Origin of the sequence: Shimazuella alba (assembly GCF_009831235.1) — a bacterium.
Lineage (GTDB): Bacteria > Bacillota > Bacilli > Thermoactinomycetales > Thermoactinomycetaceae > Shimazuella > Shimazuella alba.
In genome coordinates this window covers 17,086-38,065 of sequence record NZ_WUUL01000008.1, presented here as the reverse complement: position 1 = coordinate 38,065, position 20,980 = coordinate 17,086, and the positions used below count along the sequence as shown (strand labels likewise).

Genomic DNA, 20,980 nt, shown 5'->3' with positions numbered 1-20,980 from the left:
CTTTCAACCATGTTAACTTCCGCTTTTTTGGATCAGGGCACAGGAGCAGGTGGTATAGGTTAGCCCTTTCCCCGTTTCTTGATACACTTTGTTCCATTCATCAAGAAAATAGTTAAACACAAAACAGCTACAGCCGATGGATTTTGTGAATCAGCATTGCTTGTGGTTTGGTTGGTCGAAGACAGTAGGAAATGCTTTATGCATAGGATCAACTCCTAGTTGGAATTCTCCGAACATTATATTTCGTATTTGTCAAGTAATCCATAAAATAGTCAGGCTTCTGAGAGGAAACAAAGTTTAACCCCCATCTGTGCTCGCTTTCATCCCATGATTGAAATAGTGAGTTTCCTCGCTCGCAATGTTATAATTAGGGACAACCGTTGTGACATTTAGGGAATAAGGAGACTCATGTCTATCGTTACCGTAAAGTTTCAGCCGGAACTTCATAGTGGAGAAATTCACAGACCCGCGTTCTATGCTGTTGTGGTCTATACAGAGGATACTCGTAAAGACTGGAGCTATATTCTCGTCGGTGCTGACTTTGATGAAAAGAAGCTGGAATTCACTCCGATCAAGGGAAACATATTCGAAATGTATTCGGATCATGTATGGAGGAATCCGAAAAACAGGAAGAATAAAGTCCATCCAGTTAAGCAAATGGGACTGAACGGCCAGTATCTGCGAGATAAGTTTGGAGCCAAGGTATTCGAAGTAACAGAACTCAACTTCGGTTCCAGTAAGGTCACCCCCGATGACCTAATTGATATGGAGCAGTCTCGAGAAACAACTCCCTATATGTAACAACAGTAATGGCGGTGTACCTGATAGGTGCACCGCCGCTGATTTATACAAAAAGAACATAGAATATAAATAAGAACATGCTCCAGCAGCGCTTATGTAAACCTTTGGGTTGTCTTAATTCTCCATCTGTTTTCCTAAAAAGGTAGCTGCTGTACTCGCTAACTTGCTTTCGAGTTCACTCATTTTGTTGCCATCTTTCTTCGCGATCAATACTACTGCTCCAATTGGGTCTCCACCTGCATTGATAGGTACAATAATATAAGAAGCATATTCTTCTGAGTTTCCTTTAACAATTTCTGCTATCCCGCCATTGTATTCATGCTGGGCTCGGCGAGCTTCCATGGCTGATTCGATCATGGTGCTGATCGGTTTCTCCATATACTCTTTTTTAGAACCTCCAGCAACTGCAATAATACTATCACGATCACACACTAAAACTGTTTGTTGTATATTTTCATATAGAGCTTCTGCATATTCTTGGGCAAAATCACTTAGTTCGCCGATAGGGGAATACTTTTTCAGTATAACTTCTCCATCTCTATCTACGAAAATCTCTAAGGGATCTCCTTCGCGTATACGAAGTGTCCGACGAATTTCCTTTGGGATGACTACACGTCCAAGGTCGTCGATTCGACGGACGATGCCAGTTGCTTTCATTGTCATAGTTGCCTCCGATCTGAATTCCTTGGTTCTTTTTGTCTTATAAGCCTAGTATGAATCTGCTGGTAACATCTTATGCGGAGAATAAAATTATTTCATTTGGACAAAAGACATAAAAAAAGAGGGGTTTCCCCCTCTAAATGTGCAGCTTAATACCTATGCTCTTTTGTAACTGGCTAAATACTTCTTGTTTCTTGGTGCTTTGAATTTGCTCTAATTGGTCTTTTGGCGCATTTGCTATTTTGTCTTGTGTTCTTGCTTCCACTTTCATTACATGAAACCCATATTCAGTTTTGATCGGATCACTTATTTTTCCAATCGGGAGGGTTTTTGCAGCATTTGCAAACTCCGGTACAAATCCGCTCACATCAGAATCGTACAATCCACCTTTGTCTTTGGAACCTGGGTCATCGGAATATTCTTTTGTTAGTTTGGCAAAATCGCCACCCTCATCCAGCTTCTTTTTGGCTTCCAATGCACGTGTTTTCGCTTGTGCTTCGGTTCTGCTCGTTTGCCCTTCTTGAGCCTGTGTACCAGCAGCTGTATAGGAAACAAGAATATGACGAAGTTTTACTCGTTCATAAGTCTTATTCTCGATTTGTTTTAGAAGATACATATCCACTTTAGCATCTTGCTCTGCAACCATTTGAAGTTGACTCTGGGTGAAACCTTTCCCAGAAATCGCCTCTTGAATGTTCTTGAACTTGGCATTTTGATTCATCATTTGAGCAAACTGGATCACTTGTTGTTCTAATTGTTTTCCTTGTTGGTCAATCTTTTTTTGATCAGCAGGTGTCACTTTTTGCAAACTAGCTATGTATTTTTTGGTGAGATAAACTCTTGCAAACTCTTGTCGAGCTTGCTTTTGTTGAGCAACAGCAGTCTTATCAGTTGAAGCGAAAATAGCTGCCAACTGAGGATCAAAGAAAGAGTTGATATTGATATAAGCATTTAACTCTCCCTCTGTCACTTTACCACCTTTGTACTCTGCTGCTATTTTTTGGCTAGACGTATCTAGCGGTTTGGCTGTGGTTTGCGTGGTATTCTGAGTTGAATTGTTATTCTTGGTACTTCCCCAATAGCTTGAGGTAGTGGCAATGATACTACCCAAAACAAAAATCACCGCCACAATCCCAGCTATCCACTTAGTCGATCGCTGCACTCTGTACCACTCCTTCTACTTTTCGTACTCCTTCATACTGCTTAAAAAAGCCATCCATCATCTCTAATATTGCCTTAGGAGTAAGCCCAGTCTTCTTAAAGATCATACCGATATGTTTACCAGAAACAAGACGAACTCGTCCGGGAAACTGATGTGCTAGTTTAAAGAGTGACTGTCCGTTGATATTGGCATTTTCTTCAGAACGAAGAGCAACGTGAATTTCGTTCCCCTTCTCTTCCATTGTTTCTATTCCATACTTTATTGCATACGCACGAAGTTTGGCAACGCGAAGTAAATTTTGAACTGGATCAGGCAAATCACCGAAACGATCTTCCATCTCCTCTTCTAAATCAGCTACTTGCTCCAATGTCTGCAAAGCACGAATCTTTTTGTACAACTCAATCTTTTGCTTTTCGTCTGTGATGTACTCACTAGGTAAATAAGCATCCACATTTAGATCCAATTGAGGTTCTGTTGTTTCTTTTGTTTCCGTTACACCTTGTTGCAGTTCCACTACAGCCTCTTTTAACATTTGGCTGTACATCTCAAAACCTACTGTCGCAATATGCCCGTGTTGCTCTGCACCTAACAAATTTCCCGCACCACGAATGGAGAGGTCCCGCATGGCAATCTTAAATCCTGATCCGAGTTCTGTAAACTCTTTGATAGCTTGGAGCCTTTTTTCAGCAGTTTCAGATAACACTTTATCCCGTTGATACGTGAAATAAGCATATGCAATCCGATTGGATCGACCTACTCTTCCTCTAAGCTGGTACAACTGAGACAGCCCCATCTTGTCTGCATTATAAATGATCAATGTATTCACATTGGGGATATCCACTCCTGTTTCAATAATAGTGGTACTCACTAAAACATCATACTCTCCATCGAGGAAGTCGAGCATAACACGTTCTAACTCTGTATCGACCATCTGGCCATGGGCAACTGCAATTTTAGCCTCAGGTACCAGCATCCGAATCTGATCTGCCATGCGATCGATGTTGTTCACTTGGTTATATAGAAAATAAACTTGCCCGCCTCGAGACAACTCCCTCTCGATCGCTTCTCGAACAAGAGCTGCTGAGTATTCAATGACATAGGTTTGCACTGGAAATCTATTTTCTGGGGGTGTTTCAATCACAGAAAGATCACGAACACCCATCATTGCCATATGAAGTGTCCGAGGGATAGGCGTAGCAGTAAGCGTCAACACATCGATATTTGTTTTTAATTCTTTAATTCGTTCTTTGTGTTTTACTCCAAAACGCTGTTCTTCATCGATAATCAACAATCCTAGATCACGAAAACCGAGATCTTTGGATAAAACACGGTGTGTTCCGATAACGATATCAACAGAACCTGCTTTCAAGCCTTCAATGGTTTCCTTCTGCTCTTTTCTGGTACGGAAACGATTTAGTACATGCACCTCGATAGGAAAATCTGCAAATCGCTCGCGAAAAGTTTCATAGTGTTGTTGGGCCAAAATTGTAGTAGGAACTAAAACTGCAACCTGTTTTCCATCCATGATCGCCTTAAATGCAGCACGTACTGCTACTTCTGTCTTGCCATAACCCACATCACCACATAAAAGACGATCCATTGGTTGACTCTGTTCCATATCTTTCTTAATCTCCGTTATGGATCGAAGCTGGTCTGGTGTTTCTTCATAAGGGAACATCGCTTCGAATTCCCGTTGAAAAGGTGTATCTTTGTGGAATGCATAACCTCTAGCTTCTTGGCGCTTAGCGTATAGCTTAATCAAGTCTTGTGCGATATCTACAACAGCATTACGAACTTTGTTTTTTACTTTACTCCATTCGCTACCACCTAAACTATAGACTCTCGGAATTTTCTCTTCGCTTCCCACATACTTTTGCACTTGGTCAATTTGCTCTACTGGAACATATAATTTATCGTTCCCAGCATACTGAATATGCATATAATCTTTGTGTAAGCCTGCCACACTCAGTGTCTCGATCCCTAAATACTTTCCAATACCGTGGTTCACATGTACAACATAATCCCCAGGCTTTAACTCTTGATAATCTTTGATTTTCTCTGCATGGTCTAATTTGCTTGATCTACGAACTCTCCGCTGCTTTTGGGTAAATACTTCCCCTTCCGTGATCACCGCAAGCTTATTACTACTCATTTCAAACCCATTTAAAAGAGAAGAAATACGTACAACGGGTCTGCCCACTGGTAAGGAGGTGCTATCATTTGTACGAGTGACTTCCATCCCATAGTCTTGCAAAACGCGAATAAGTCTCATGAGACGTTCATCCGTGCTTGCAGTAAACAAAATCGTATACTTTGCTTTAATAAGTCTCTCTAATTCAGCCTTGAGAACGTGCATCTGACCATGGAACTGCTGCATACTACGACACATAAACTGTACTATATTATGAGCCTGCATATGTGATAATTGGCGCATAAATAAAGATAAATATATTTTCTGATGATTCGATTTAGAAACTTCTTCCACTGTGTAGGATAACTTAAGTGCTGGTAACATCTCACCTTGTTCCAATAACGCTGTCTGCCACTCTGCCTCTTCTCGTTCTAATTGTTTACCTGTCTCATGAATACGAGCGGGTTCATCCATAATAAGAATCGAATCAGTTGGCAAAAAGTTTAAAATACTTTCTCCTTGAGGATAGATCTGCGATATATATTTGTATATCCCAGTGAAGTATACACCAGACTGTAACTGCTCAATGTCCCAACCGATAGACTGTTGCAATTTTTCCTTCAGGACAGGATCTTTCGTCTTCTCAAGGCGATCAGTGAGCAATTGCTGTACATGTTCCCCCGCTTGATAGAGAAGTTCTTCATCTGCAAATAATTCTTTGGCAGGTGGTAAAACAACAGTCTGTAATTTGTCCGTTGAACGTTGATCGGTTACAGAAAATAGACGTATGGAATCCACCTCATCATCAAACCACTCCATTCGAATTGGTTGTTCAAAGGTTACAGGATATATATCAACTATTCCTCCACGTACAGAAAATTCTCCACTCTTTTCTACCATATCCACTCGATCATATCCCATGTGTACCAGCTTTTGTGACAATGTCTCTATTGGGTATGCATCACCTACAGAAAGGGAAATGGAGTATTTGTTCCATATATAGTTTGGAGGAAATATTTTCCGCAGACCCGCAAATGGAACAACAAAGACCCCTGAGAACCCAGAGGTAAGACGAGTGATAACATCGATTCGATTTCCTAACGTTTCTGGACTAGCAAGTGCTACTTCCGTTGTAATCAGCTCGTCTGCTGGATATAATAAAACTTCTTCTTTTGATAATAACTCGCTGAGATCATCAGCAGCTTTTTGTGCTTGATTCAAATTATGTGTTACGACAACGCAGGATCGACCAGTTTTTTGATATAAAGCTGCTACTAGGATCATACGAGCAGAACCTGTAAGACCTGTGGCTAATTGTTCTCGAAGTCCCGTCTGAATTCCTTGATAAATGGACTGGACATCTTTATCTTGTTCAAAGAGATTAGTAAGCGGTTCCAAGTTATCCTCCTTCTCCCCCTATATAAAAGAAGCCTCAGCATTTTGCTAAGGCTATACTCTTCCATGCAATTTGTACTTAATGATACAGTGATGGTAGAAGGGAACGTTCCGGGTAATGGTTTAAGATATGCTCACAGTTTTCACAAACTACTCGCACTTGCATCTGACCATTTGTGTCACGGATAATTATATCTTCTCGTTCCTCTGTGGTCAACTGATCAAGACCTAGTTCCGCTTCTGAATATACGGAAGCATTTAACTTTCCTAACGATGACTGGCAAAAGCGGCAGACATACTCCATCATGAGATGCCTCCCTTTCTAAAAGAGTCAATTCTTATTATGGTCGTAAGATTGCTCCATTATACTTATTCATCGCAGAAAGAAAATCATTCCTCATCCATTCATCTGCTGCTTCTGCGGAAGCAATAGCAGCGTCTGCAGCAATTGGATGATCTGATTCGGAAAAAGGTGCAAGCACATAATCGACAACCGTCATGCGTGCTGGGGGGCGGTTAATACCGATTTTTATACGATTAAATTGTTCCGTTCCCAAATGCTGAATCAATGATTTGATCCCATTGTGTCCACCAGAACTCCCTTTCTGTCTAAGACGCAACTGCCCAAGTGGAATATCCATATCATCGAAAATAATAAGTAAATCTTCTATTGGCAACTTGAGAAAACGAAGGGCTGCTCCCACTGCTTCCCCAGATAGATTCATATACGTTAAAGGTTTAAGCAGATACACCTTTTCTCCGCCTACTATCCCTTCGGCAACTCGACTGTTCCATTTTTCTTTCTGGAAAGGCAGGTCCCACTTATCACTTAATTGATCAACAGCCCAAAAACCAACATTGTGTTTCGTAAGTTCATATTTTCTTCCAGGATTCCCAAGCCCTACAATAACCTTCAAACCTCTCACCTCAAAAAGGAAAAAGCGACCAAATGATCGCCTATACAAATAATTTACTAACTGATTGTTCGTGATGGATGCGGTAAATAGCTTCTCCAATCACTGGTGCTACAGAAAGGACTTCAATCTTATCTAGCATTTTCTCTGGTTTTAATGGAATCGTATCCGTTGCTATCAATTGTTTAATTCCAGAGTTCTCTATACGTTCTAGTGCAGGACCAGATAACACAGGGTGGGTACAACATGCATACACTTCTTTAGCTCCACGCTCTAAAATTGCTTCCGTCGCCAAACAGATGGTGCCAGCTGTATCAATGATATCATCGATAATGATTGCAGTTTTTCCAGCAACTTTCCCGATAATACTCATCACTTCTGATACGTTTGGTTCTGGTCGACGTTTGTCAATTATAGCAAGTGGAGCTTCTAGGCGTTCTGCTAAGCGGCGTGCACGAATCACACCACCATGATCAGGGGAAACCACAACTAGGTCGGATAAATCTTTCCCTTGAAAGTAGTTTGCCAAAATAGGTACACCAAGCAAGTGATCGACTGGGATATTAAAGAATCCTTGAATCTGAGTTGCATGTAAATCCATCGCTATCACACGATCCGCACCAGCTGTCTCGATTAAGTTTGCTACCAGTTTTGCAGTAATTGGATCTCTGGCACGTGCTTTGCGATCTTGACGTGCATAACCATAATAAGGAATAACAACATTAATCGTACCGGCAGAAGCACGTTTTAGTGCATCTACCATAACAAGCAATTCCATCAAGTGTTGGTTCACTGGATCGCAGGTGGACTGTACGACATAGACATCCATTCCACGAACAGTCTCATTTAACTGGATATGAATTTCGCCATCGCTAAACTTGTTTACTTTGGAATCACCTAGCGGAATTCCTAAGTGGTTACAAATTTTTTGAGCTAACAGCGGATTAGAATTACAGCTAAAAACCTTTATACGAGAGTTTGCTTGGGACATTACGTTATCTCCACCTATAATGAATTGTGTCTGTTGATTTTTTCGCGCAACTTTGGAACATAATCTTCTTTGGTAACTTGACGCTCACGAGCGATAGCAAATGCTTCAGCAGGCACATCATCGGTAATAGTAGATCCTGCTGCTACATAGCCATTTTCTTCAATTGTAACAGGTGCGATCAAATTAGTATTACAGCCAATAAAAGCACCATCTTTGATAACGGTTTTATGCTTGGAATAACCATCATAGTTAACCGTTACTACACCACATGCAACATTTACATTTTGCCCTACTTCTGCGTCACCAACATATGCCAAGTGAGATACTTTTGTCCCTTTTCCTAGCTGGGCATTTTTCAAATCAACAAATGCACCTACTTTTGTATTTTCCGCCAAAGTTGTGTTTGGACGGATATAAGAGTATGGACCAACTGTCACATTACTACCTATCTCACTATCTTCGATAACACTATAACGGATTTTCGTATGATCTGCTACCTGAACATTGCGAAGGTCTGCTTCTGGTCCAATCACGCAGTCACTGCCAATTTTTGTATGCCCTTTTAAAGAGCTTCCAGAAAATATTTCTGTATCTGCACCAATTTTTACATCCGCATCAATCGTAACGGTGGAAGGATGATGAATCGTAACTCCATTAAGCATATGATTCTTAATAATACGCTGTTGCAAATAATCTTCTGCTTCCGCCAGTTGAACTCGATCATTAACACCCATTGCTTCTTTCTCATCTTCCATCATCGAAGCTGCTATAATCTCTCCCTGCTCTTGCAAAATAGAGATTACATCAGGGAGATAGTATTCCCCTTGTGCATTGTTGTTGTTCACTAATTTAAGTGCTTCAAACAATTTTTTATTATGAAAACAATAAGTACCTGTATTTATTTCATGGACAGCACGTTCTTCTGCAGTAGCATCTTTGTGCTCGACAATACGCGAAACACTTCCATCTGCTCGGCGAATAACCCTGCCATATCCCGTTGGATCGGCTAGGCGGGCTGTAAGAACAGTAGCAGCTGCATCTTTGCTTTGATGGTTTTCTATCATGGATTGTAGTGTCTCTTTTGTAAATAGAGGGTGGTCACCATTTAATACAAGGGTGATCCCATCTTTTCCTTGCAAAAACTCTTCTGTCTGCATCACTGCATGAGCTGTACCCAGCTGCTCCTTTTGTTTTACAAAAGTAACTTCATCTACAAGTGCTTCTTCTAGTGTTTCCCCTAAATGACCAATTACCATTAACGTTTGGGTCGTACCCATATCTTTTAATGTATCTAAGATATAGCGTACCATTGGCTTCCCGCATAGTTCATGCAAGACTTTATGTTTTTTTGATTTCATCCGAGTGCCTTTACCCGCTGCTAAGATAACCGCGCCTAAATTCTCCTTCACTATATAAGCCCCCATCGTTATAAATTACCCTCCTGAATATATCGTATGAATAGGGGTTTATGCAACTTTTGTATTTTATTCTAATTTGTTTGTGATAAAATAATCATGTACCCATATCCTTCTACCTTTGGAGTAAAAATGTCGAGACTTCAAGCAGATGTACTCATGATTAAGATGTTCTTGGATACGCTGAAGCTCACATTTAAGGTGGTAGAAAGAAATACAACAAACGAACCACCTACATTGAAAATTACAGGTAAGGATAATCTACTTGATGAGGAAGAAAAAAGGGAACTTGAACGCATTTACACAAACACCCTTTCTGAAATAAAATCTTCTTACCATACAGAAATCAAGATCACTGGTTGGAAGTGATTAGAAAGAAAAAGCTTAGCTCTTAGGGTTTTCTCTAAGTGCTAAGCCCCATACAACCCCCTCCTTACAAATTTCATTGAACGTTTTTTTATATATACTACAGGAAAATAATCACAATTGAACCGATTACTTTTACTATAGTAAAAGTGTTCATCTTCACATACAGCCGTCAAGGAGCTTTGATGTCTAGAAAACTAACATTGAAACTGTTAATAAAAATTCTTGTGAGGATATAAGATAGTTGACCACTTTGGTTGATTGGAGAAAAGAATGGCAGAAATGCCAGACTTCGCAGGTTTGTGGAAGGAACAAGGCAATATATGGGGTGTCTCCATCATACAAAAATCCATTGAGAAAACTAGATATGATGTAGGGAAATATGACGACCCCAAACTCCACTTTATAGAGAAGGAAAATCTGTTGCAAGCAGACACAAAAGCCTAGATAACCGAAGTATTTGTGGTATGTCACAGCCTTTCTTTGTAAAGTACAAGATTACAGTAGAAATTAAACTCAAGAAGTAAACTTCACAACACTCCTAGATGAAGGGACCCTTTATCTAGGAGTCTGATTTTTTCCAGTCATTTAATTCATAATAATCAGTATGTTATAATGATAATGTCCAACTCCCTTTTTTGGAGGAAAAATGTCTTCTTGGTGGGATCGACTAAAATCAACCTTGAACAGGGTACTGGAAGACCAATACGGAGTTCTTGAACAACAAAAGGCTTTTCCGACTGATACAGAGTATGTGAGTGAACTCGCAAAAATCTCTATCGAAGATCAGGAATTTTTCACCTTCCAGAACCTTCGAATTGGTGTCAAAGTAGAAAAAAAGAAACGTCCTTCTGTTCATTTTGTTGACCCTGATAAACTGCTAAAAAAGTATCAGAAATCTCAGCTAGAAACATTCTTTATCTATCAAACATTCATTTCCAATGGTTATGACATTACCATTACGGTCAATCGCGCATAACCCATCCTCCCCCAGCTGATCATGGATTGATCAGCTGGGGCCAAAAGTATTTAGTTTTAAAGCTGCTCAACACCCTGTGGATACAGCAGAGAAAAGAGTAGAGTAGAGTATAATCAACCAATCAGATAACCATTGCACACAATGGTTATAAATCACAGGAACCTTCCTGTATAATAAAAGAAATCTTTTAAATAGAATTATAAATGCACAGATTGAGGGCATTTCATTACCTTCCAAAAGACAAAAATCAATAAATAAATATAATTTATTACTGTCGTATATTACCCCAACAGCATTTGGAGTCCGAATGAAAGAGCCTATCTCAAAGAAGCGTTTTGAAGAACAATTGAATATTATCTGGGGAACTTACGAACGCAATTGGGGAGTATCCATCAAACATACATCACTTCAAAAGGTTTCTATCGATCCTAAGATTGTCGAGTTTACAGACAAAAGCAAATTGCTGAGAGAAATCCACAAAATGGAACTGGAAGCGGTTTAATGCTCGTTTTGCTTTGGGATACACTCCCACGTTTTCAGTGAAAGTGGTGATTGAACCCAAAAAGAAGTGAGTACATCTCCTAGATGGAGCAATTCCATCTAGGAGCCCATCCTAGCCGTCCATACCTTAATCATCTTTTTTTAAAAACAAAAACTCCCCTTCTTAGTCAAGTTCTAGAAAGGGAGTTTTTCCTTATAATGCTTTTGGCGTAGGAATGATATCTTCTTCTATATCATCTGCCCGGCGGTATTCTTCCAGTACTGCTGATTCGATCTTCTCACGACTAAGTGGAGAGATCGGATGTGCAATATCACGGAACTCACCATCAGGAGTACGCTTACTTGGCATTGCGACAAACATACCATTATTTCCATCAATGACACGAATATCATGAATCACAAACTCACTATCGATCGTGATGGACGCGATAGCACGCATACGTCCTTCACGATTTACCTTACGTAATCTTACATCTGTTATTTCCATCCAAATGCACCACCTATTACCAAGATGACTTTAATCTTAGTATTCGCGGGAACACTTGAATTTCCTTCCAATTATGGCAAAAAAATTAATTCCATCAGGAAAGATTTGCGATAACCTCGATTTCGATACCTACATCTTTGGGCAGACGAGCCACTTCGACCGTAGAACGAGCTGGTTTATGCACGTCAAAATATTGACTGTACACCTCATTTATCGCTACAAAATCATCCATGTTTTTAATAAAAAGTGTTGTCTTTACAATATTTTCAAGTTTTGCATCTACTTCTGCCAGCAATGCAGTAATATTTTTCAAAACTTGGTGAGTCTGTTCTTGAATACTCCCTGTTACCAGATCACCTTCAGGCGTAAGTGGGATTTGTCCAGAAGCAAAGAGAAAGTTTCCAACTTGAACAGCCTGAGAATATGGACCGATCGCTCGTGGCGCTTGATCAGTTTGAATAATCTTCATTATGAATACGCTCCTTGATCAAATAAATTTCCAATCGTTGTATGAATCCGTTTCTCTTTTTCATCCACCTCTGTCACTGTTGTCAGAGATACATAATTATCTACTAATTTTTCAGGCACTATCGAATCCACCATAACACCAACGCCTACTACTTCTGCTTCAAATTCTCGTAATAATTCAATCATTCCACGAGCAGTTCCTCCAGCTTTCATATAATCATCTATGACAAGTACACGAGAACCTTTTGCTAGACTTCGACGAGCTAGAGAAAGCTGCTTCATTCTTCCGCTAGAGCCAGACACCGTATTCACAGTTACAACCGAACCTTCTGTTACGGTCGTATCATACCGAACAATCACAACTGGTTTCCGCAAATGAAAAGCAGCTGCATATGCCAACGGGATCCCTTTTGTTTCTACTGTTACAATCACATCGATTTTACTATGGCTAAATATTTTAGCCCAAATTCTGCCAAGCGAATGAAGCAATACTGGATCTCCGAGCAAGTCTGACATAAACAAAAACCCACCTGGAAGTATCCGCTCTGGGTCAGTTAGACGTTTACATAATCTTTCGAGAACTTCTTTTGTTTCCACAACACCTATTCCAGGCATATATCGAACGCCACCAGAGGCCCCAGCCATCGTTTCTAACTGTCCGCTTTGCTCTGCATGTAATACTTCTTGAATAATCGTCAAGTCTTCACTAATGGAAGATTTCGCTGCATGATAACGCTTTGCAAAAGCTGTAAGCGGAATCAGTTGATAGGGCACGTTTAGTAGTTGATGAGTCATATCTACTAATCGAGCACTCCTTTTCCATTTTTCCATAACAATCCCCCAAAACCCGAACATCATGCCTGAACTATAACATTTTGTTTGGTTTTGTTCAAGTTTCCCAGCATTCTAACGGCAAAAACTTGTGGGCAAAATCCTTTTAAGCTGTTTACCATTCTTTTCGCTCTCGACTCCCGGTCTACAAGTGCAAAAACGGTTGGTCCACTGCCTGACATCAATACACCATCTGCTCCAAATTGGTACATTTTCTCTTTCAATTTCCGAACATCGGGCTCCATATGCATCGTAATAGGCTCTAACACATTCCCCATCAGACGGGTTATCGCACCATAATCTTGTCGATACAAAGCATCTATCATCTGACTTGTTTTCGGTCTTCTCTTCACCTTATCTACTTTTAACGCCCCAAAAACATCAGCAGTAGAAACACCTTGTGTTGGCTTTGCTAATACAACCCAACATGCAGGAGGAGTAGGTAATACTTGTAAACGTTCTCCTCTACCTTTGGCTAAGGCAGTATTTCCATAAACACAGTAAGGCACGTCAGAGCCTATCTCAGAACCAATCTCTGCTAGTTCCCGCAGACTCAAGCCCAAGCCCCATAGCCGATTTAAACCTCTAAGCGTTGCAGCTGCATCACTACTGCCTCCTGCTAGTCCAGCAGCAACGGGCACTTTCTTATCTATTCTTATTGCTACACCACGTCTTATCCCCATTTTTTTACGCAGCAAATTAGCAGCCATATATGCCAGATTTTTTTCATCTTGTGGCACTAACCCAGAGCTTGATTCTAAAAGGATCGCAGAACTTGGAATAGAAAGTAAATCAATTCGATCAGCTAGATCGACTGAAGTCATCACCATTTCCAGCTCATGATAACCATCCGCTCTTTTATATAGCGCGTCCAAAGTTAAATTTATTTTTGCTGGCGCTTTCTCTGAAATAAACAAAACTATAATTCCTCCTCGTAACAACCCAAAAAAATTTGGGTACCCCTGGTGCATGTCCGTCCAGTTTTATTTTCCTATTGTACCACGAGAGGGAATCCGTACCAATAAAGAAAACTCGCTAAAACATCGTTACATGATACATATTTTTTCTTCTTTTCAAAAGAAAAAGCTAAGGGATATCCCTCAGCTTTTTCTTATTTCCCTGCATTTTGTTTCGCCAATTGCTCTTCTGCTAACTGAATAGCCCTTTTTACCATATTCCCAGCATCACGGGCTTTAATTCCACCCCAGCCTTCTCGCTGTACCACATCGTAAAAACCAAGCTCCTTGGCTAACTCTTCCTTAAAGGCATCTGACATAACTCCACGTCGTGCCATACACTATCGCCTCCTATAGGATACAGGGTATTGTTTAGTATGGTTAAGTAAGACATATATTATTAGTATTATGGACGGGTTTAGGAACCCCAACCCACAACCTTAGGAAAACATAGCAACCAATGCATCTCTGTTTGAAGACTGATCAGAGGTTTCGGCATGCCAGTTTCCAGAGTACGAGTTTCTCCTTATAGCTCCCAGCAGATCGAGCAGCGCTCATAGAGATTGAATCCGCTAGCCCCTGTTAGCAGGTTCTTTCGAATATCAAGTACTCCCCAAAAACTTGCTTTTCATCGAAGGAATCACGAAACTCTGTCAATCCAGAGACAAATTCTCTCACTGTAATCATTTTCTAATCGTTTCAAGATCAACAAAAGAACTATCCTAAATTATTATAACTCTTTCAAAAACACCAATGGAATCTAATTTTTTTTGTTGTATCTGGTAACAAAAAACATCAAAAATGCTAAAGCTAACGAGCTCATCGCAAGGAAATATTCCTCATTCCGATAGCTAAGGACAGCCCCTATGAAAAAAACTACAGTAAAGAAAACTCCTAAAATCAATTTCCAATATTTCTCTAGTTTATCTATAAGGTTAAACAGACCGTTCATAACACTCACCTTTCGTTAGTGAGACAATAAGTTCAAATTATGTAGAATTAAATTTATGATACACTACCTACCCCGCTATGAGAACAAAAGAAAAAGGACATCCCTAAGGATCTCCTCGTTTATGTTGCCTTGATGTATTTTACTTGTACCTGCTCATTATCGGGTTGAAAAACGGTGAGTTCTACCGACTCCGTCAAAATATCTGCATAACTGTAGGAAACACGTTTAAATGAATGCTGATCCTCATCCAGTTTCACAATAAAGACAGAAGGGTATGTCTCTTCTAAGATACCTGTCCGTTCAATGGTCTTGCGGCGTCCGCTGTTGGCCTTTAGGTGGATTTTCTGTCCGATATAGCCATCTAACTTTAGTTTGATTTCTGATAGTGCGTTTTTGCCCATTGTCTACGACCACCTCACTTCACTCATAGAAGATTATATACCATCTATGATGAAATGTCAAATGTAGTATTATAGCAATGGTACAAAGGATTTGTCAATCAATTTTTATTTTGTAAACCGATCCGCTACCGCGCTAGCCGCTACAGATTCAGGTTTGATTTTTGCTTCATAACCTACTGCGGTAACCCAACCTACCACTTCTTGGATTACTTTTCTGGTTTCACCACGCTGACCTACATCCAGGTGAATTTCCATGGGGATATTTTCAGCTAAACGAAAAAATCCACTTTCTTTCAGCATGTCCACGCAATGCAGACTATACTCGGTCTCACGATAGATTCGATAGCGTAGATCTTTCATTGCCGGGTGGGATTTTCGAGTATAGAAAAATAGGGCACCTTTACCAATACGTTGGATAATAATAGCTGTAACAAACAATGTTTCACGCGTTCTCGTTTGTGAATCCGTACCAATCATTATTTTGTAGTCTCTATTGCGATCTGCTTCCAAGTAATCCTTGATCTCTCGAATCATCATGTCCATACTGTACTTCCCTTTACGTGGATGAAAAAATACCATCATATCACCCTCCAAGTTGTTTTTGCATGGAGAAAAGCAGTCATGACAACAAATAAATAAAGTCGGTTTTCTTTGCTTGTTAGTTAGCAGTCTCTCTTTCCTGTAATAAAACATTGGATAGCTGGGCAAACGAGTCGATCGACAACATTTCACCTCGTGAGCTAGGATCTAAGCCTATATAGAGGATTAACTCTTCCAATCGCTTTTTTTCCATTGGAAAAGGTAATGAACTACTTAAAGAATTAAGCAATGTCTTTCGCCTTTTTGCAAACGATGCTCGCACTACTTGGAAGAAGAAAGATTCATCTTCAACTGGGACTGGCGGTTTATGTCGAATAGCTAATTTAATAACCATCGAGTCAACTTGCGGACGCGGAACAAACACATGGCTTGGAACTTGTACCACTTTGGTAGGTTCACTAAAATATTGCGCAAAAACACTAAGCGAGCCATATGCTTTTGTACCAGGACGAGCTAAAATCCGCTCCGCAACTTCTTTCTGAATCATCACAACAATACTAGACAACGATAATCCTGATTCCAAAAGCTTTACCAAGATAGGAGAAGTGACATAGTAGGGCAAGTTTGCAACTACATGCACTTCTGAACAGGATTGGAATTTATCCGAGATCAGCTGTGCAAAATCTAATTTTAATGCATCAGCATGTACCATTTCGACATTGGATTGACCAATAAAAAGCTGTTCCAAAACAGGTATGAGGCGATTATCTAATTCGATCGCTACCACTTTTTGAGATCTTTGTGCAAGCCCTTCTGTCAAAGCACCAAGGCCAGGTCCAATTTCGATTACTCCTGATTGGTCACTTAAATCAGCAGCTTCGATAATTCGTTGCAACATATGGGCATCCGTTAGAAAGTTTTGACCTAAACTCTTCTTTAGTACTATATTATGCTGTTTTAGAAGTTTCCGTGTTTTTGCTGAAATACCAAAACTCATAACCTATCTTTATCTCCTCTAATGTTCAGGAGTGCACGTTCACATTCTTCCCTACTTATCCGTAAAGTTTGCAACCTGTGGAAAAATTGCTTTGCATTGGCATAACCAATCGCCAATTCCTTCGCTAATCGTTCCCGCAGCTGCTTGGAATGAGGATAACCAACCAACTCCAAGGTGAGATACTCTTTCCATGTTAGCCACGACTCTTCTTCCTCAATTAATGTGCGAACATTTTTTAATGCTGCAATAATATCAGACGGATGTGCATGCTCTACACCTATTTTTTTCTTTTCAAATGCTAATTCTTTCTCAATAAATGCGTGTTTTACATCCGGTATTTCCTGGGAAATGATACGCCTGATTCGCTCCCCTGCATAATCTGGATCCGTAAAAACAATCACACCTCTTACTGCTTGTGCTCGACGAAGCTCGTCCAACACATAACTTGGAAGTGCTGAACCTCTTGTCTCCACTGTATCTGCATCTACGGCACGCTTAATGGCAAGGGTATCATTTTTTCCTTCTACAACAATAATTTCTTTGACCTTCCGCATAATCTTTACCCTATCTATATAATTTTAAACAATTTTTTTGCATTTTTGGTGGTTGCTCGGGCAAGTTCCTCTACGGTTATCTCACGAAGTTTTGCAATTTCTTCTGCGACAAGTCGTACATAAGCTGTTTCATTTCTCTTTCCACGATAAGGATGTGGAGCTAGGTAAGGAGAATCTGTTTCTAATAATAGACGATTTAATGGAACAGTGGTTGCCACTTCTTTCAGCACTCGTCTATTTTTAAAGGTTACTGGACCACCTAACCCTATCGAAAAATTAATCGAGATGCATTCTTCCATTAGGGAGATATCACCAGAAAAGCAGTGCATCACACCACCAACTTCTTCTGCTCGCTCTTCTTTTAAAATGCTCATCACATCTGCATCTGCATCGCGATTATGAATGATAATAGGGAGATTCACTTCTCTTGCTAACCGAATTTGCTGACGAAAAACTTCATGCTGGATATCTTTTGGGGAAGTATCCCAATAATAATCCAAGCCTATCTCTCCAATAGCTACCACTTTTTCATGTGAGGTCAAAGATCGAAGCCAGACCAAGTCTTCTTCCGTACAAGAAATGGCATCTTGGGGATGCCATCCTACAGAAGTATAGAAAAAGGGGTATGTTTGAGCTAATTGAATAGAACTTGGGATTGTTTTACGGTTGTATCCAATGTTTAAAATGTAAGAAATCCCTGCATCTCTTGCTCGATTGATCACTTGCTCTCGATCTTCATCAAACTGTTCGTCATTGAGATGGGTATGTGTTTCAAAAAGCATCTACCTGACCCCTATCTGAAAACTACTTATTTAATAAACGAAATTCTTTAAAAGGCATTACGACTAGATCTGCACGACCTACAATTGCACTGTCGTCGACTGAACCAATGATCCTACTATCCTTACTATTATTCCGATTATCTCCTAGTACAAACAGATGACCTTTTGGTACAGTGACAGCTGCGAAATCACCGATCATTTTTTCTGCAAGATAAGGCTCAGTCAAACGTTTGTTATTTCGATAGACAAATCCATCTTTTACTTCTATTTTATCACCAGGTACACCTATTACACGTTTGATAAAATCACGTTGTTCTTCCGTATGGAATACAACAATATCTCCATAGCTAGGACTGCTAACGTCATAAATAATCTTATTTACAATCAATAGCTCATTGCCATCTAGAGTTGGGTACATGGAAGTACCATTTACTTCATAAGGCGCAAAGAGAAAGAAGCGAATTACTACTGCAATTAATAACGCAGAAATTACCGCTACTCCCCACTCTATTATTGAGCTTTTCACAGAGCCATTGGCAGTTGACATCTGGTCACGTCCTTTTACTTAATTCATTCTCTTCATCAAAAATCAGTGGGTTGGACCAATCATAGCATATTTCACCAAGCTATTTCACTCGAGTACCATTGGGTATGTCACCCGATACAGTGGAAAGAACCAATTTCTTCCCCTTTTTAGCTGCAAGAATCATCCCTTCGGATTGAACCCCCCGAAGTGTCACTGGTGCCAAATTGGTGACAGCAATTACTTTTTGACCTACTAACTGGTCTGGTGTATAGTGTTCTGCTATTCCAGAAACAACTTGACGTTTCTCACTTCCTAGATCCAGCTGCAATTGCAACAAACGGTCTGCCCCTTTGACAGGAGATACCGCAACTATTTCCGCTACTGTTAGTTCTACTTTTGCAAAGTCATCAATGGAAATGTACTCTGTTTCTTTTATGTTCTCTGCTTTTAGGTTCTCAACTTTTCCGGTTGGCTCTTCTCGACGTTTGGCAGCTTGATCCATCATCTCTGCAATCGCTACTAGTTCTTTTTCAACTTCTAGTCGAGGGAATATCGGTTTTTCTTTGTTTACTTTTTTGCCCGATTTTGTGATTCCAAATTGGTATATGCTCTCCCATTGGATTTCTTCCTCTTGTAATTGAAGCTGCCGGAACATTGATTTTGGAGCCTGTGTCATAAATGGTTGAATCATGACACCTACTACACGTAAGCTCTCCAATAAATGATAGAGAACAGAACCCAGAACTTCTCTCGTATCTTCTGATTTTGCTAAGTTCCACGGAGTTGTTGCTTCAATATATTTGTTACCCGCTCGAACGAGCTCCCAGATCTGTGTCAATGCTACAGAGAACTGCATTTTTTCCATGGAATCCTCTACTTTTCCTACTGTGTCTACAACTAAAGTAACAAAAGCTTGATCATGTTCTGTAGCATTTGATACATATGCAGGAACAACGCCATCAAAATATTTTTCCACCATGGTTAATGTACGATGAAGTAAATTCCCCAGATCATTAGCTAAATCGGCATTGATACGTTCGACAAATGCTTCAGGTGTAAAAATACCATCACTACCAAATGGAACTTCACGGAGCATATAGTAGCGAACAGCATCCAAGCCAAAATGTTCGATCAATGGAACTGGATCAATCACATTTCCTTTGGATTTAGACATTTTTTCTCCTTTGACAAGGAAAAAACCATGACCAAAAACTTTTTTCGGCAGTGGCAATCCAAGTGCCATCAAGAAAATTGGCCAATAAATAGTATGAAAACGAACGATCTCTTTCCCAATCAAGTGGACATCCGCTGGCCAATACTTATCAAAATTGGAAGTATCATCTGTTCCATAACCCAAAGCCGTTATATAGTTTGCAAGAGCATCAAGCCAAACATACACGACATGTTTTGGGTTCCCTGGCACTGGCACTCCCCAATCAAATGTGGTACGTGTCACACTCAAATCTTCCAAGCCCGGTTTAATGAAATTTTCGATCATTTCATTTTTACGAGAAACAGGTTCAATAAAGTCAGGATGATCTTCATAATGTTTCAACAAACGATCCACATATTTGCTCATCCGAAAAAAGTAGCTCTCTTCTTTGATCCTGTCTACTGGCCTACCACAGTCTGGACATTTCCCATCTTTCACCTGACGATCTGTAAAGAATGCCTCACAAGGAATACAATACCAACCTTCGTATTCACCTAAGTATATATCCCCTTGTTCGAGCAATTGAGCAAAAATCTTTTGCACGATTACCTTATGACGGTCTTCTGTGGTCCGAATAAAATCGTTGTAAGAGATATCTAGTTTTCCCCATAGCTCTTTGATACCAACTACAATATCATCGACAAATTGCTGTGGAGTTCTACCAGTCTCTTCTGCTTTCTTTTGGATTTTTTGCCCGTGCTCATCTGTACCTGTCAGATACATAACGTCATAGCCGCGAAGCCGCTTGTAGCGAGACATAGTATCTCCTGCTACTGTCGTATAGGCATGCCCAATATGCAATTTATCACTTGGATAGTAAATAGGAGTTGAAATATAAAAGGTTTTTTGTTTACTCACTTGAATTCTCCTTTGACAAAAAATAAAAACCCGCCCCTCAAAAAGGGACGAGATTGTTCACGTGGTACCACCCAAATTTATGTGGAAAACTATCCACACC

General features: G+C 40.1%; 25 protein-coding genes and 1 other annotated feature (1 of these 26 cut by a window edge). Of the genes, 5 read left to right on the top strand and 20 right to left on the bottom strand.

Features of this window, described 5'->3' with window-relative positions; all coding sequences use genetic code 11:
* Positions 1 to 12: 12 nt before the first annotated feature.
* Entirely contained in the window at positions 13 to 120 is a 108-nt protein-coding gene (locus tag GSM42_RS20645; RefSeq protein ID WP_338055294.1) for a hypothetical protein, read from the bottom strand.
* A 288-nt stretch (positions 121 to 408) separates the two neighbouring features.
* Here GSM42_RS20645 and GSM42_RS12535 point away from each other — a divergent pair, with 288 nt between their 5' ends.
* A complete protein-coding gene (locus GSM42_RS12535; protein WP_160801884.1) occupies positions 409 to 801 on the top strand; it encodes a hypothetical protein in 393 nt (130 codons plus the stop codon).
* 114 nt (positions 802 to 915) lie between these two features.
* On the opposite strand, the gene spoVT is transcribed toward GSM42_RS12535, so the two are convergent.
* The 7 genes from spoVT to glmU all read right to left on the bottom strand — a co-directional run bounded on the left by spoVT (position 916) and on the right by glmU (position 9,478).
* On the bottom strand, positions 916 to 1,458 hold the full coding sequence (gene spoVT, locus GSM42_RS12530; RefSeq protein WP_160802045.1) for a stage V sporulation protein T: 543 nt from the start codon (positions 1,456 to 1,458) through the stop codon (positions 916 to 918).
* Positions 1,459 to 1,597: 139 nt separating this feature from the next.
* The gene (locus GSM42_RS21185) at positions 1,598 to 2,623 is read right to left on the bottom strand and encodes a peptidylprolyl isomerase (RefSeq protein ID WP_160801883.1); all 1,026 of its coding nucleotides are present in this window, start codon (positions 2,621 to 2,623) and stop codon (positions 1,598 to 1,600) included.
* Positions 2,607 to 6,152, bottom strand: coding sequence for a transcription-repair coupling factor (mfd, locus tag GSM42_RS12520; RefSeq protein WP_160801882.1), 3,546 nt, complete (start codon positions 6,150 to 6,152; stop codon positions 2,607 to 2,609). Before mfd ends, GSM42_RS21185 begins: the two co-directional genes overlap by 17 nt.
* 76 nt (positions 6,153 to 6,228) lie before the next feature.
* The gene (locus tag GSM42_RS12515) at positions 6,229 to 6,456 is read right to left on the bottom strand and encodes an anti-sigma-F factor Fin (RefSeq protein ID WP_160801881.1); all 228 of its coding nucleotides are present in this window, start codon (positions 6,454 to 6,456) and stop codon (positions 6,229 to 6,231) included.
* A 34-nt stretch (positions 6,457 to 6,490) separates the two neighbouring features.
* On the bottom strand, positions 6,491 to 7,066 hold the full coding sequence (pth, locus tag GSM42_RS12510; RefSeq protein WP_160801880.1) for an aminoacyl-tRNA hydrolase: 576 nt from the start codon (positions 7,064 to 7,066) through the stop codon (positions 6,491 to 6,493).
* Between the two features lie 40 nt (positions 7,067 to 7,106).
* The gene (locus tag GSM42_RS12505; protein WP_160801879.1) at positions 7,107 to 8,054 is read right to left on the bottom strand and encodes a ribose-phosphate diphosphokinase; all 948 of its coding nucleotides are present in this window, start codon (positions 8,052 to 8,054) and stop codon (positions 7,107 to 7,109) included.
* 14 nt (positions 8,055 to 8,068) lie between these two features.
* Complete coding sequence (gene glmU / locus GSM42_RS12500; protein ID WP_160801878.1) at positions 8,069 to 9,478, bottom strand: bifunctional UDP-N-acetylglucosamine diphosphorylase/glucosamine-1-phosphate N-acetyltransferase GlmU; 1,410 nt, start codon at positions 9,476 to 9,478, stop codon at positions 8,069 to 8,071.
* Between the two features lie 123 nt (positions 9,479 to 9,601).
* On the opposite strand from glmU, the gene GSM42_RS12495 reads away from it, so the two are divergent.
* The 4 genes from GSM42_RS12495 (at position 9,602) to GSM42_RS12480 (ending at position 11,316) form a co-directional block, all read left to right on the top strand.
* Positions 9,602 to 9,838, top strand: coding sequence for a hypothetical protein (locus GSM42_RS12495; protein ID WP_160801877.1), 237 nt, complete (start codon positions 9,602 to 9,604; stop codon positions 9,836 to 9,838).
* Positions 9,839 to 10,108: 270 nt separating this feature from the next.
* Positions 10,109 to 10,282, top strand: coding sequence for a hypothetical protein (locus GSM42_RS12490; protein WP_160801876.1), 174 nt, complete (start codon positions 10,109 to 10,111; stop codon positions 10,280 to 10,282).
* 202 nt (positions 10,283 to 10,484) lie between these two features.
* Entirely contained in the window at positions 10,485 to 10,814 is a 330-nt protein-coding gene (locus GSM42_RS12485) for a hypothetical protein (protein ID WP_160801875.1), read from the top strand.
* Between the two features lie 307 nt (positions 10,815 to 11,121).
* Positions 11,122 to 11,316, top strand: a complete 195-nt coding sequence (locus tag GSM42_RS12480; RefSeq protein WP_160801874.1) for a hypothetical protein — start codon at positions 11,122 to 11,124, stop codon at positions 11,314 to 11,316.
* 192 nt (positions 11,317 to 11,508) lie between these two features.
* On the opposite strand, the gene spoVG is transcribed toward GSM42_RS12480, so the two are convergent.
* The 12 genes from spoVG to metG all read right to left on the bottom strand — a co-directional run bounded on the left by spoVG (position 11,509) and on the right by metG (position 20,880).
* The gene (spoVG, locus tag GSM42_RS12475; RefSeq protein WP_028777589.1) at positions 11,509 to 11,802 is read right to left on the bottom strand and encodes a septation regulator SpoVG; all 294 of its coding nucleotides are present in this window, start codon (positions 11,800 to 11,802) and stop codon (positions 11,509 to 11,511) included.
* A gap of 94 nt (positions 11,803 to 11,896) precedes the next feature.
* On the bottom strand, positions 11,897 to 12,271 hold the full coding sequence (locus GSM42_RS12470; protein WP_160801873.1) for a RidA family protein: 375 nt from the start codon (positions 12,269 to 12,271) through the stop codon (positions 11,897 to 11,899).
* Complete coding sequence (gene purR, locus GSM42_RS12465; RefSeq protein ID WP_160801872.1) at positions 12,271 to 13,101, bottom strand: pur operon repressor; 831 nt, start codon at positions 13,099 to 13,101, stop codon at positions 12,271 to 12,273. Before purR ends, GSM42_RS12470 begins: the two co-directional genes overlap by 1 nt.
* A gap of 23 nt (positions 13,102 to 13,124) precedes the next feature.
* A complete protein-coding gene (gene ispE, locus GSM42_RS12460) occupies positions 13,125 to 14,018 on the bottom strand; it encodes a 4-(cytidine 5'-diphospho)-2-C-methyl-D-erythritol kinase (RefSeq protein ID WP_160801871.1) in 894 nt (297 codons plus the stop codon).
* A gap of 194 nt (positions 14,019 to 14,212) precedes the next feature.
* Positions 14,213 to 14,395 carry a small, acid-soluble spore protein, alpha/beta type gene (locus GSM42_RS12455; RefSeq protein ID WP_160801870.1) on the bottom strand — a complete coding sequence of 61 codons (183 nt, stop codon included), beginning with the start codon at positions 14,393 to 14,395 and terminating at the stop codon, positions 14,213 to 14,215.
* Between the two features lie 733 nt (positions 14,396 to 15,128).
* Positions 15,129 to 15,410: a biofilm formation stimulator Veg gene (veg, locus tag GSM42_RS12450; RefSeq protein WP_160801869.1), complete on the bottom strand. Its 282-nt coding sequence runs from the start codon at positions 15,408 to 15,410 to the stop codon at positions 15,129 to 15,131.
* A gap of 105 nt (positions 15,411 to 15,515) precedes the next feature.
* Positions 15,516 to 15,992, bottom strand: a complete 477-nt coding sequence (locus GSM42_RS12445) for a ribonuclease H-like YkuK family protein (RefSeq protein WP_237446591.1) — start codon at positions 15,990 to 15,992, stop codon at positions 15,516 to 15,518.
* Positions 15,993 to 16,068: 76 nt separating this feature from the next.
* Positions 16,069 to 16,947, bottom strand: coding sequence for a 16S rRNA (adenine(1518)-N(6)/adenine(1519)-N(6))-dimethyltransferase RsmA (rsmA, locus tag GSM42_RS12440; protein ID WP_160801868.1), 879 nt, complete (start codon positions 16,945 to 16,947; stop codon positions 16,069 to 16,071).
* On the bottom strand, positions 16,944 to 17,501 hold the full coding sequence (gene rnmV, locus GSM42_RS12435; protein ID WP_160801867.1) for a ribonuclease M5: 558 nt from the start codon (positions 17,499 to 17,501) through the stop codon (positions 16,944 to 16,946). The genes rsmA and rnmV overlap by 4 nt, the downstream gene beginning before the upstream one ends.
* A 14-nt stretch (positions 17,502 to 17,515) precedes the next feature.
* Entirely contained in the window at positions 17,516 to 18,283 is a 768-nt protein-coding gene (locus tag GSM42_RS12430; RefSeq protein ID WP_160801866.1) for a TatD family hydrolase, read from the bottom strand.
* A 22-nt stretch (positions 18,284 to 18,305) separates the two neighbouring features.
* Positions 18,306 to 18,830 (bottom strand): signal peptidase I, encoded by a 525-nt coding sequence (gene lepB, locus GSM42_RS12425; protein ID WP_160801865.1) that lies wholly within the window; start codon positions 18,828 to 18,830, stop codon positions 18,306 to 18,308.
* Between the two features lie 79 nt (positions 18,831 to 18,909).
* Entirely contained in the window at positions 18,910 to 20,880 is a 1,971-nt protein-coding gene (gene metG / locus GSM42_RS12420; RefSeq protein WP_160801864.1) for a methionine--tRNA ligase, read from the bottom strand.
* Between the two features lie 40 nt (positions 20,881 to 20,920).
* Positions 20,921 to 20,980, bottom strand: a binding site (T-box leader) (it continues 160 nt past the right edge of the window).